The organism is Campylobacter sp. CNRCH_2014_0184h, assembly GCF_025772985.1.
In the GTDB taxonomy this organism is placed as follows: domain Bacteria; phylum Campylobacterota; class Campylobacteria; order Campylobacterales; family Campylobacteraceae; genus Campylobacter_D.
Window position 1 is genome coordinate 262,573 of record NZ_JAKMTB010000002.1, and the last position, 13,147, is coordinate 275,719.

The 13,147-nt window shown below is 29.6% G+C and carries 8 protein-coding genes; all 8 read right to left on the reverse strand.

The features are described from left to right. Positions 1-78: 78 nt before the first annotated feature. The gene (locus tag L8X36_RS03405) at positions 79-747 is read right to left on the reverse strand and encodes an ATP-binding cassette domain-containing protein (RefSeq protein WP_263682495.1); all 669 of its coding nucleotides are present in this window, start codon (positions 745-747) and stop codon (positions 79-81) included. Further along, on the reverse strand, positions 731-1,504 hold the full coding sequence (locus L8X36_RS03410; protein ID WP_263682497.1) for an ATP-binding cassette domain-containing protein: 774 nt from the start codon (positions 1,502-1,504) through the stop codon (positions 731-733). The genes L8X36_RS03405 and L8X36_RS03410 overlap by 17 nt, the downstream gene beginning before the upstream one ends. Beyond that, entirely contained in the window at positions 1,501-2,277 is a 777-nt protein-coding gene (locus L8X36_RS03415) for an ABC transporter permease (protein ID WP_263682498.1), read from the reverse strand. The genes L8X36_RS03410 and L8X36_RS03415 overlap by 4 nt, the downstream gene beginning before the upstream one ends. Continuing rightward, positions 2,270-3,208 carry an ABC transporter permease gene (locus L8X36_RS03420; protein ID WP_318530088.1) on the reverse strand — a complete coding sequence of 313 codons (939 nt, stop codon included), beginning with the start codon at positions 3,206-3,208 and terminating at the stop codon, positions 2,270-2,272. Before L8X36_RS03420 ends, L8X36_RS03415 begins: the two co-directional genes overlap by 8 nt. An 11-nt stretch (positions 3,209-3,219) precedes the next feature. After that, complete coding sequence (locus L8X36_RS03425; RefSeq protein ID WP_263682501.1) at positions 3,220-4,755, reverse strand: ABC transporter substrate-binding protein; 1,536 nt, start codon at positions 4,753-4,755, stop codon at positions 3,220-3,222. A 42-nt stretch (positions 4,756-4,797) separates the two neighbouring features. Next, positions 4,798-6,741 (reverse strand): BCCT family transporter, encoded by a 1,944-nt coding sequence (locus tag L8X36_RS03430; RefSeq protein WP_263682503.1) that lies wholly within the window; start codon positions 6,739-6,741, stop codon positions 4,798-4,800. Between the two features lie 98 nt (positions 6,742-6,839). Next, a complete protein-coding gene (locus L8X36_RS03435) occupies positions 6,840-9,002 on the reverse strand; it encodes a pentapeptide repeat-containing protein (protein ID WP_263682504.1) in 2,163 nt (720 codons plus the stop codon). Continuing rightward, positions 9,002-12,796: an Eco57I restriction-modification methylase domain-containing protein gene (locus tag L8X36_RS03440; RefSeq protein WP_263682506.1), complete on the reverse strand. Its 3,795-nt coding sequence runs from the start codon at positions 12,794-12,796 to the stop codon at positions 9,002-9,004. The genes L8X36_RS03435 and L8X36_RS03440 overlap by 1 nt, the downstream gene beginning before the upstream one ends. Positions 12,797-13,147: the final 351 nt, after the last annotated feature.

Below are 13,147 nucleotides of genomic sequence, written 5' to 3' on the forward strand. Positions count from 1 at the left end.
TTAACTTAGCTATATAAAAACTTATTATCAAAAAAATAATTTTTTAGGTATTTCAAAATGAAACAATTTTTATCTTTATTATAAAAACACTTTTTTATGGCATATATCTTGTAAGATTTTTTCTTGATGAGAAATAAATATATAAGTAATATCATGCATTTTTTGAAAAGCGTGCAAATAGTTTAAAATTTTATAAGCAGTTACTACATCAAGCGCTGCTGTGATTTCATCTAAAATAAGTAATTTTGGCCTTAAAAGCAAAGCTCTAATCAAACCTAATCTTTGACTTTGACCACCACTTAACTTAGAGGGTTTTAAATTTAAAATATCTTTTTCAAGTTCAAAAGCATCAAAAAGTTTAAAAAGCTCTTCAAAATCGGGCTTAAGTTTAAAATTTTCATATACATCAAGTAAAAGTCTTTTAGTGCTTTTGTAAGGATTTAAAGCTAGCTTTTGATCTTGGAAAACATATTGAATTTTTTGGCGTAATTTTCTTTGAGTATTAAAATCTAAATTTAATATATTTTCATTTTCAAACAAAACTTCTCCAGTATTTGCTCGTTCAAGCATACAAAGAATTTTAGCTAGAGTGCTTTTACCACTACCACTTTCCCCACAAAGCAATAAATTTTCATTTTGATTTAAAGCAAAACTCACATCTTTAAAAACAAAAATTTCTTCTTCTTTTAAATACCAGTGTTTTTTAAATTTATAAGATTTGCTTAAATTTTTAACTTCTAAAAACATTTTCATTCTCATAAAGTTCTAGCAATTCTTTTGCAAAAGTTCCTTTTGGATTGCTTAAAAATTCTTTCATAGGCATTTGATAAAGCAAAGTTTTATCTTCTATGATGGCCACCTCATCGCAAAGCTCTTTAGCTAAATTTATATCATGCATGATGAAAATGAGATTTTTAAATTGCGTTTTTAGCTCTTTTAAAATAGCGATGATTTTTTCTTCATTAGCTCTATCAAGAGAACTTGTAATCTCATCACACAATAAATACTTAGCCTCGCTTAACAAAGCTAGCGCTATTTGAATGCGTCTTGCCATACCACCACTTAACTGATATATAAAAGAATGCCACAAAAGATCATGATTTTTAAGCCCTAAGCACTCAAAATAATAAAAGGCCTTTTCTTTAATCTCTTTTGTGGTTAAATTAGTATGAGTTTTTAAAACTATATTAAAATAACTTCCTATATCAACAAGAGGATAAAAACTCCCATAAACATCTTGAAAAAGCAAATTTATCTTAACTCTTAAGGCATTTAGTTCTTTTTCTTTTAATTTTAAAATATCTTTTTGATCTATCTGAAATTTTTGCGCATTAAGCTTATAGTGTTTATCAAAAAGCTTAATCATGCTTTTTAAAAGTAAGCTTTTTCCTGCTCCACTTTTACCCATGATAGCCAAAGCTTTACCATCTTCTAAATTAAGATTTACATCCTTTAGTAAGATTTTATCTTTAAAGCTAAGGTTAAGATTTGAAATTTCTATCATGCTTTAATCTCTTCTTGTAAATCATTACCCAAAGCAAGCAAAGGCAAAATAAGCATAAGTATAAAGGCTACTGGAAAAACTATCATCCACCAAAATCCTAAAAACACAGCCTTGCTTGCTTCATTTAGCATATTTCCTAAACTTGGAGTCCAAAGCTCTACGCCCAAACCAAAAAAACTCAAAGTGGCTTCGCTTGTAATAGCATGAGCAATATTTAAAACAAAAAGCACAAAAAGCAAATTCCAACAAGCAGGCAAAAGTTCACTAAATAAAGCTTTCATCTTGCTAGAACCTAAAATGATAGCATTTTGATAAAACTCAAGTTTTTGAAATTTATTCAGTTGGGTATCAAGCACTTTTGCCACAAAAGCAAAATGCCCCAAAGCGATGATAAAAATCATACTCCACAAAGATCCTGCTAAAAAGCTTTGAAAAAACATAATCACAAGCAAAGAAGGTAGCGCTAAAAGCATATCAAGCACCCTAGCAAAAAAAGCATAAGCAAAAAATCTTGTTAAAAACACATAAGCACAAGCAAAAAGCACACTAAAAAATGCTGCCATTACCCCTACAAATAAAGAAACACGCAAGGCGTATAAAATACGTGTAAAAACATCCCTACCAAGTAAATCTGTACCAAAAATATGATTTAAATTTGGGGCTATTTTAGCCTTACTTAAATCCACTAAATTTGGATCATAAGAACTTATTAAAGGTGCAAAAAGTGCTAAAATAAAACTTAGCAAAATCATCATCACACAAAACTTACGCATTAGTAAACCTTGGATTAATCATCTTGCAAATTATTTCTACGATCAAATTTACAAGCACCACTACTAAAATGCTAAAAATCACCACAGCTAGCACCACAGGATAATCTTTAAACAATATGCTTTTAATCACTAAATTTCCCACGCCCTCATAAGAAAACACACTTTCTACTATATAAGTTCCCATTAAAAAACTCACAAAAGAAGCACCAAAATACGCAAGTATAGAACCAAAAGCATCTTTTAACACAAAGTGCAAATAAATTCTTGTTTTGCTAAGCCCTCTTGCAAAAGCACTTTCTATAAAGCTTTGATTTAAACTATCAATCAAACTTGTCCTTATAAAACGCACAAAAACAGCTAAATGCGAAAGCACTAAAGCACATACTGGTAAAAACAAATGCCACAAACGATTAAGCACATCATCTTCAAAGCCAATATCTGCAATAGCCGAACTTGGAAAAAGCTTAAAAAATACAGCAAAAACCAAAATAAGCATTAGCGATAAAGAAAAAGCAGGCAATGCAAAAAAACTCATCGTTGAAAAGGTAATAAATTTATCTAAAAAACTATTTTTATAAAGAACACAAAAAAGTGCTAAAACCAAAGATAACATAAAAAGCACCAAAAAAGCTAAACTCCCTAGTATGATGGTATAGGGAAGTTTTTCTTTTAAAATCTCACTAACTTTTTCTCCACTGATTAAAGAGTAGGAAAAGTCGCCTTTCATGGCATTAAAAAGCCAATTTTCATACTGCTCTAATAAGGGCTTGTCTAAATTTAAATTACGCTCGATTTCTTCTTTTATTTTAATACTAGTTCCTTGAGGCACGCTAGCAAAAACCACGCTTCCTTTAGCATGATAAATCATCACAAAGCATAAAAAACTTGCAAAAATCATCAAAAAAAACGCCCATAAAAGGCGTTTAAAAATGAGTTTTAACACTAATTTTTGCTCCACTCATAAGCATTCCAAGTAAAACCTACTCCATGATGACCTAAAATGTGAGGTTTTATACCTTGGATATTTTTAGCAAAAACTAAAGGATAATCAATATAAGCTATAAATAAAAACGCAGGATCATCTTGTAATGCATCAATAAATTCTTTATAGTGTTTTTTTCTTTCATTTATATCAAGCGAATTTCTAGCCTTTGTTAAAGCTTCATCAACTTTAGCATTTTGATAATGGCCAAAATTCCATCCACTTGAGTTTAAAGCACTATCTTGAGAGCTTGCAAAAACTCTAAAGGTGTGAAAATCAGGATCATAAGGACTACCCCAACCCACTAAAAAACTATCAATTTTCGTATAATCAAAACTTCCACTTGGCTTAGCTACTGCTTTTGCTTTTATGCCAAGTTTTAAAAACTCACTTTGTAAGATATTTACCAAAGCCACTCTTAGCGGATCTTCACTCATAGCATACATTTCAAAGCTAAATTCTTTGCCATTTTTTTCTAAAATGCCATTTTTGTTTTTCACAAAGCCTGCTTTTGCTAAAAGCTCATTTGCTTTTTTTATATCATAAGCATAACTTGCAAATTCTTTAGGATTTGCCCATGATTTTTCTAAAGGATGATTTGCCACCTTTCCAAAAGAATGCAAAAGTGAATTTATAATAGCTTGTTTATCAATAGCGTAATTTAGCGCTAAACGCACATTTTGATCTTTTAAAAACTCATGATTAAGATTAAACATCAAAGCACGGTAATCAGCTGAAGGTTCTATAAGCATTTTAAAGTTTTTATCATTTTCAAAATTTGAAGCTAGAGCAAAATCAACCAAAGCCACATCAATAGAACCATTTTTAAGCTCAATAGCACTAATACTTGGATCTTTAATGTGTTTTAGTATGAGTTTTGGTGTTTTTACTTTAGCTAAATGATAATTTTCATTTGCCTCTAAGATCATGTATTGACCTTTTTTCCATTGCTTTAGCTTATATGATCCTGTTCCTATAGGCATTTGATTAAATTTAGTGGTATTTAAATTTTCTTTTTCAAGCAAGTGTTTTGGTAAAATCCCTACACTCAAAGCATCTAAAAATGCAGGAAAAGGCTTTGAAAGTGTGATAGACAAGTGATAATCATCGATGATTTTTACTTCTTTAACCGCATCAAAATTTACTTTTGAAGGCGAGTTTAACTTCTCATCTTTTAAAGCATTTATACTAAATTCTACATCTTTAGCACTAAATTTAACCCCATCATGCCATAACACATCATCTCTTAAAGTAAATTCATAAACAAGCCCATCCTTGCTAACTTTCCAAGAACTAGCAAGATCAGGCGCTAGATTCATATTTTCATCAAAGCGCGTAAGCCCTGAAAACACAAGAGCAATCGCCACATCGTGATCTTCACTAAAAAGCGGATTAATACGCTCTGGTTCATTCTCCACTGCTATAACAATCGTATCTTTTGGCGTAGCAGCAAAAAGATTTAAAGCACAAAAAAGCATTAAAAAAAATCGCAACATAAAAGACCTTTCTTATAAAATAAAGTGAAATTATAACGCTTTTTAATCATAAGCTTTGGTAAAAATTTCATTTTTATCATCAAATAAAAGTTGCAAATACCTCTCATACTGCTTTAGTATATCTACGATGATTTCTTGTTCGTTTAAATACTCTATATTATAACCATTACGCGAATCAGCAAAAAAAGTTTGTGGCTCAAAGATAAATTCTTTAGAATAAGTTGGCATAAATTTATCATCGATTATGCTTTGGCTTGCTTGTTTTTTTACTACTTGCACTCCATAGATAAAATCTTTTGCAAATTCTTTTTTTATAATCAAACTTATACTTGATTTTTCTTGAACGATCTGTGTTTTTAAGCCGTAATTTTTTAGACTTTGGCTGAGTGATTCCATAGCATTTTTAACTTTGGTGTTTAAGAAATTTTGTATGTCTTGCTCTTTACTTTGTTTTAAAATTCTAGCTAGTCTTTCTTGCCAAAATTCCCCTGAAAAATACACACTACTTTGACTAAGCTTAGTTAAAGAGTAATTTACATCTACGATTAAACCCTTAAGCAGTGAAAAACACATCAAACAAAGCAAAAAGGCAAAAGGTAAGGCCACTATCATAGTGATACTTAAAATCGCCCCCAAACCACCTGAATACAGCAAAGAAGTAGCTAAAAGCGCAAGTACAAAACCCCAAAGGATATTTTGCCATTTATATGGCTCATGAGCCCCACCACTGCTTAAAGAATTTAACACAAATATCCCACTATCTGCTGAAGTGATGAAAAATAAAGCTAAAACCAAAAGTGCAAGCAAAGAGCTAAAATAAGAAAAAGAAAAATTTTGTAAAAAATAAAAAAGCAAGCTTTCAGGTGCTGAAGTAAAAGGACTTAAGATATCATTAAAATTTAAAGCACTATTACCAAAAATGCTAAACCAAAGTATATTAAAACTAGTAGGCACTACAAGCACGCCAAAGATAAATTCCCTTATCGTTCTACCACGAGAAATTTTAGCGATGAAAAAGCCCACAAAAGGCGCCCAACTAAGCCACCAAGCCCAATAATAAATAGTCCAGTTATTAAACCACTCTATATGCTCTTTTTCATAATAATAAGTCTTAAAGCTCAAAGAAATTAAATTTTGCAAATAATTGCCAATATTAGAGCTAAATTGCGAAAGAATTTGAATGGTATTTGTTGAAAAAAGTACAAAAAGCATTAAACACACTGCAAAAACCAAGTTTGCCTCGCTTAAAATTTTTAAGCCCTTTGTCAAACCACTAATCGATGAAAGCGTAGCTAAAGAAATGATGATGATTATAATCACGCTTTGTTCTAAAAAACTTTGTTCGTTTAAAATGCCTAAATTTAAAAAGCCAGCATTAAGCTGAGAAGCACTATAACCAAGCGTAGTGCTAATGCCAAAAACCGTGACAATTAAAGCTAGCATATCGACTAAATTTCCCCAAAAACCATAAATTTTGTCTTTAAGCAAAGGGTAAAAAGCACTACGCAAGCTAAGAGGCATTTTATATCTAAAACCAAAATACGCCATAGCCAAAGCACATATCCCATAAATAGCCCATGGGTGAATTCCCCAGTGAAAGATAGTATGTAGCATAGCTTCTTCATCGCTTGTCTGCAAGGCTTTTTTATGTATAAGAGGTTCAGCCACACCAAAATACATAAGCCCCACACCCATACCCGTAGCAAAAAGCATAGCAAGCCATGAAGTGAATTTAAAATGAGGTTTTTCATCATCATCACCGAGCTTGATATCGCCAAATTTTGAAAGTGCGAGTGCTAGCATAAAACACACAAAAAAACTTACGCTTAGTATATAAAACCATGAAAAATTTGCAAAAATCCCGCTTTTTATATGATTGATAAAATCATTTGTAAGCTTAGGTAAGAAAATACAACTAAGACTTAAGATGATTATAATGCTAATGCTTGGGATAAAAACTGATTTTTTAAAACTTGTCTTTAGCATGGTACTCCTTTTTTGGATAATTTTCATTATACCATAAGCTAAAAACGAGCAAAATTTAAAAAGCAAAAAATAAAAAAGGCTTTAATAAGCCTTTTGATTTAGCTTGGCATTATGGAGTTTTTGCGTGCGGTTTTTTGGAGTGAGAATATACAAAGTAAAAGTATAATACTATATAAAACGCTAGTGGATTTTATGACATTTGATGTAATTTCATCTTGCTTTATAGCTTTAGAAATTTCGGTATATTTTTTACCTAAAAATTCTGTTGCTATGGTTAAATTTTGTTCTTTTAAATCTAAGATATTATCTTTGTTTTCTATGATTAACTTCTTAGCCACATCTAGTTCTACAAAAGAAACATCTTGATAATGCCAAGATAGGTTAAAATCTTTATGAGAAATTTTTGCAAGATTTAGAATAGAACTAGAATTTAAATCTTGAATGGTTTTTTCAATTTTACTTTCATGAAGTTTTTCTGATGAAAAAACACCTATAAAAGGGTTGATAAATTGTGGTTTTTCGATTAGAACAACAGAAAAAACAATATATGCCAAAGCTACAATAAAAAAACGCAGGCATTTTTTACAAAAAAACATCAAACTAATAGAAGAAGCTAATAAAATATAACAACATACAATAAGAGCCTCTAAAGTTTGAAAACATAATAATAAAAATACACCATATCCCATACTCACAAATAAAAAAAATCGAGATGTGCGTAATTTAAATATGCTTTTACAAGCAATCAAAGAAACGAAAGCTATAATTATAACCGCTGCAAAAGCTAGTACAACTATAAAACCATAAACCGATTTAATAGCACCATCGTTTTGTAGCCAAAAAAGAAATGAAGCATACAATGCAATCATTACAACTGTGAAATTAAGTATTTTTAAAAAACTTGTGTGATGACTACTAGTGTTTCTATATACAAACAACAATGTAAAATTAATCCATTCGGTAAAATTATATAATTCTTCTTTTAAAAATTTTGCAGTAGTATTTTTAGAATCTATATTATCATTTATACTTGTAGCTTTTATCATAGTTTCTTTTTCTTTTGCATAAAGTTCTAGCTTATGCCATTCTTGAGCCTCTAAAATATTATTTTGGCTTATCAAAACATCTTTTATAACTCTGAAAGAATCTTTTAAATTTTTAGCATATCTTAATTTATGCTTGTTGTTGATCTGATTTATTTTTTCTTTTTCCTCGTTGTGTATATTTTCAATTTCGTTTTTATAAGTCTCATCTTGATAATTATCTTCTATATATTTTTCAACTGATTCAAAATCTAAATTATCTATATTGACATTTGTTAAATTTACAGCTTTTTGCTCTTTAAAATAACAAGCACTAAAATTTGGAGTTTTTTCAAATGTTACTCCATAAAAACAAGCTGATTTTTCAAATTTACATTCATGAAAATCAACATAATCTTTAAAATAAGAATTATTAAAATATACACTATTAACAAATTTAGAATTGTGAAAATCAACTCTTTTTTTAAATACACAATTCTTAAATATAGTGTCTTTTTCATTGTTGTAGTATTTACCATCAGGTAATGGCGTCCCTGATACAAAAAATTTAAAGTTTATCTCATCTTCAAAAACACAATTTGAAAAATCTACGCCATTAAAAAAAGCAATTTTTTTATTACTTCCATCAACTGCATGTAAAGATACTTTAGATTCAAATTTGCAATTTGAAAAAACTATTCTTTCGAAGCAGCTATAATTTATATAAACTTCTCTTTTAAAAATGCTTTTATAGTTTTTTCCTTCATAGCCATAACTATTTTTTAAATTTTCAAGCTCACTTGGGAGAATTAAAGTGGCGTCTCCTACTATTTCACAAGAAAAACAGCAAAACGATATAAAATTTTTCATTTGGTTTATTTTTTTTAATAAAATTTCATCTATATTTTCTTTTATTTGTCCTATAAAAGTATCTAATGTTAATCCAAAATTAAAATAATAAACAATGTTATTTTCTTCTTCTATTTTGTCTATAATTTTAATGCCATTAAAGTTATTTTTATGATTTTCTTCTAAAGTTTTATAAATAATATATGGATTTAATGGTTTAGCTAATTCTCCAACATCTAGCTTACCACCTAAAGATTCAAGTTTTTCTGTATTGATTTCCATAAATTTTAATATATCTAAAGAAATAGTTAGTTTTTCATCATCTAAACCCTTTATAAAAATACCACTATATGGTATTTCTAAATCAATGTTATATATATTTTCTTTCATTATTTTCCTTCAATGATTTTTATTTCTTCTTCGTTTAGGTTGTAAAGTTTATAAACGATAGAGTTTATTTTATCTTCTTGGATTTTGGTGTCTGAGTTTTTGTCTTGTTCTTTTAAAACTAAAATCTCATCGACTAAACTTACAAGCTCGTTTGCTAGTTTTTCATTTTTAGAATTTATTTTTGGTATACAAAATTTTTCTATATAAGCAGGTTTAATCCTATAAAATCCACCTCTCATCACAACGCTAGTTTTTTGCAAAAACCACCAAGTTAATGATGAATTTAAAATAGCTATTAAATACTTATAATCTAAATTTTTATATTCTTCATTTTTAACATAACCATAAATAGTTGTAGTGAAATAAAATTTTCCAAGATCATCAAAAGCAAAATGAGTATTATTACAAATATCTGGACAAAGTAATTTTTCTTTATCGAATAATGTTTGATTTTTTGGATAAATATATCTCCACCATAAATCATCATTAGACAATCTTCCATTTTCTCTTGCTCTTAAAACATTTTCACACTCTTTTAAATAACTCCAAGCTTTTGGAAATTTAGCTTTTAATTCTTTTTCATCATAAAGAGACATTTTTGCTTTAGCATTTGCATCATCTTGTTTATAATAAGGAAATAAAACCATTGAACTTGAAACAGGTTTTTCATATCTATGAAAATTATCACCCATTAAAAGTGGTTTTAAAATTTCTTTTTCTATCTCCACTTCCTTATTAAGCTCTTTAGAATATCCTTTAACTAGATTTTTATTTTCTTTGCAATCTTTTAAAAAATAAACACTATCTTTGCTTGTTTGCAAGCCTACAAAAACCCTAAATAAATCCTTTACCAATATATGTTGATTGATTTTTAAGAAAATTTCTTGATTTAAATTTTCTTCAAAACTCCAAAATGATGAAGATAATTTTTTATTGTCTATAATTTTAAAATCTTCTTCTTGTAAATTAAAAATAAAATTTGACATTTCTTCTTTTGAGTTGATATTTTTATCCGTTTGAATAAATTTCAAATGCGAAGAATTATTTTCAAACCATTGTAAAGCGGTATATGTTGAAGCATCAAAAACCTGAAATTCCCCAAAAGATATAATCTTGCTAATCTTATCTTTTGCAAATTCTCTTAAATTTAACCCAAAATCAGCATTAATCCATTTATGAGGCATTATAAAAGCAATTGCTCCTTTATTTTTTATAAGCTTAAAACATTGCTCTACAAACAAAATGTATATATCATAATTTTTACTTGCCACCTTAAAATGTTTTTTATAATACTGCGATAAATTTTTATCTAACCCTTGTATTCTTATATAAGGTGGGTTACCGATGATGAGATCAAACCCTTGAAAACTCCCGCCCTCATCAAGCACTTCACTAAATTCAAAACGCCATTCAAAAGGATTTGCACTTTCTAAGTCAAATATACTCTCATAAAGCTTTTTAAGCTTTTTAAATTCTTTCTTGGCAGCACTTTCATCAAAGTCAAATTCAAACATATTTTTAGAGAAAAATGCTCTAAAATTCTCATCTTTTTCATCTTGTACTAAAAAATCGCCGTATTTTTTAGAGTATTCATTAGCACCGTTGGTAAGTTGCTTGATCTCTTTGGCAAATTTGTCTTTTAAGCAGAAATTTTTAAAAGACTCTTTAAGGTTTTTGATCTCTTTTGCGATGAGAGTTTTATCGTTGTAAAAGCCTTCTTTGTAGTCTTTGACTATGCGTTTGTATTTATCCATGCGTTCTTTGATGTTGGGGTAGTGAGAAAGGCTTTTGTGAATTTCAAAATAACTTATAAGTGAATTTCCGCATTTTATGTTGATGTCGATATTTGGTAGGGTTTTAAGATCATGATAGTTTGTATCATCAAAGCTTTCATAAAAGCTGTGTTTTAAAAGCTCTATCCAAAGCCTTAGTTTGGTGATCTCACATGAGTTTGGGTTGATATCTACTCCAAAAAGGTTGTTTTCTATGATGTCTTTTTTACGCTCGAAAAGTTCTTTTTGACAAAGATGGGTTTTGTCTTTGTCAAAATCAGGGCGTTTATACTCTAAAAACTGGCCTTTGTGATTTTGCACTAAAATTTCATCATTTTGTACACTTAGGTAAAAGTCCTCTTCAAACAAACCAAGCTCATAATGCACCATAAGCATGGCATTTAAAGCTGAAACTAAAAAATGCCCACTTCCCACCGCAGGATCGCAAATGCGTATGGAATTTAGCAAGGCTAGTTTTTGCTCTTGAGGGATTTTTTCTTGGCGTAGCTGGGTTCTTAGCTCGCTTAGCTTGGTGGCATTTAGCTTAAAAGTATGGTTAAACTTATCAAGCACGACTTTTTCTATACTTGCTTTACACATATATGAAGTGATAAAGCTTGGAGTGTAAAAACTACCTTCTTTGTAGCCATTTAGCTTTTCAAAGACATTTCCCAAAACGCTTGAGTTGATGAGTTCTTTTTGCTTGATGAGTTCTTCGCTTTGCTCATCTGCTCCAAAGTCAAAGCTGTCTAAAAACTCAAACAAATACTCAAGCAAACCTACTTTGCCTTTTTTACTTTTGCCTTTGTCATCTTTTAACTGCGTGTGTGGGTGATACTCTAGCAAAGCATCATTTTCTAAAGTAGCGATTTCTAGTGTGGTTTTTTCGATGGCTTGTTTTTCAAAAAGTGATGAATTTAAATAAGGCAAATAGCTAAATTTACTCTGTGCTCTTGTGTGCTTTTCTTTAGCTAAGATATCAAAGAAAAGGTGTGAAAGGGTGGTGAAATTTGGAATTTTTTCATAGTTTAGAAATTTAAGGGTTTTATCATCGTTAAATCTAACCAAATTTGACTCAATAAGCTTTAAAAATAAAATACGGTTTAGCCAAAGTATGATGAATTTTAGCACCTCTTCAAAGTCATGCTTTGGAAGCTTGCTCGCTATGAGATGATAAAGTGTGCCTTGGGCTTGTTTGCTTTGCTCACTTTGTGTGATGATGAATTTAGAAAGCTGTTTGCTCTCGCTTAAACCCAAGATGTATAAAAGCTCTTTATAGAATGCGTTGTTTAGTGAGTTTGCGTCATTTGGGCTAAATTCATTTAGCAAAAAGTCTTTGTGGAAGGTTTTAAAAATGCTTGCTAGGTTTTTGAAATTTGACTTTTGCTTGTCTTTTAAAAAGGCTAAATCAATGAAAAAGCCTTTTAAGCTTTCTTTGGAATTTTCTATGAGCTTGCTTGCTTCTTTATAAAATTCATCAGTGTTGCCTTTAAAAAGTGAATTTGGGCTTTGAAATTCTTCAAAAAGCTTTTTAAAACTTGTGTTTTTATAAAAAAGTTCTTCAAACTCACTAGCTTTGAAAATGTAGAATTTATAAAAGTCTGTGATGATGATAAATTTCAAGCTAAAGCTATGCTCTCTGTTTCTAAAATAATACAAAATGGCCTCATGCAAGGCTTTGGAATTTGGCTTTGTGTGGGTGATGAATTCTTTTGAGTTGGGCTTTTTAGCTTCGATGAGAACTTCTAAGTCTTTGCTAAGCTCATCTTTAGCGATGGCTAAGTCGATCTCGCTTTTGCCTTTTTGCTTGGTTTTGATGTGGGTTTTGAAATTTAGAGTGGTTAAAAATGGACTAAGTGCGTTAGCTACAAGATAGTCTTCATTTTCACTTTGTGAACTTTCAAGCCTTTTTATATACTGCATTAAAGCCTTGCTAAAAGTGTCAAATTCATTTTGTGTAATTTGCTTTTTGCGGTAGTAGGGGTTGAAAAAATCTTTTTCATTTAGCAAAGTAAAGTGCATTTTTATCCTTTATAAAGAATATTTTGTATTTTACTAAAATTTACTTTAAAGGATTGAAAAGAAGTTGATTTAATCATTGTCATCCATACTATTTTCACATGTCATTATATACTATATCTAGATATAACAATTAACAAAAACTAAAAAATCCACCAACCAAAAACAATTAATCTTTATCAAACATATTTATTCTAGCCCAACAATAAATTTTGCCTTACAATATACAAATAAAACAAGTCTAATTAATTCTATAATTTTATAAAACCACAACACTATTTAATTCAAATACCAATCTTTCCAACCCAAACAAACAACAATCTAAATAATAACTAACAATAAAATATCACCAAC